Here is a 235-nt window from a genome sequence, read left to right as displayed (position 1 = left end):
CAGCATTATTCTGGCAAAAATCCTCAGAGAAAATGGCGTAGACCTCATCACCGCTTCAGGCGGTGGATTTGCAAATGTAAGCAAGGACCGTGTCTTTCCCAATTATCAGGTTCCGTTTTCATCCATTATCAGGCAACAGACCAGGATTGCAACGGGTACAGTCGGGATGATTACCGAAGCTGTTCAGGCGAATGATATTATCGTCAATGATGAAGCAGATTTAATTTTCATTGCC

At 44.3% G+C, this 235-nt stretch carries 1 pseudogene; it reads left to right on the top strand.

Going from position 1 to position 235, the window contains the following annotated elements:
- Nucleotides 1–235 (top strand): annotated as a pseudogene (locus tag ACR9ZK_RS23540) (NADH:flavin oxidoreductase/NADH oxidase); the annotation flags it as partial.

This window comes from Monashia sp. HAY1-5C, assembly GCF_056755255.1.
Note: the sequence above shows the minus strand (reverse complement) of the source record. Positions and strands in the feature narration are given on the sequence as shown.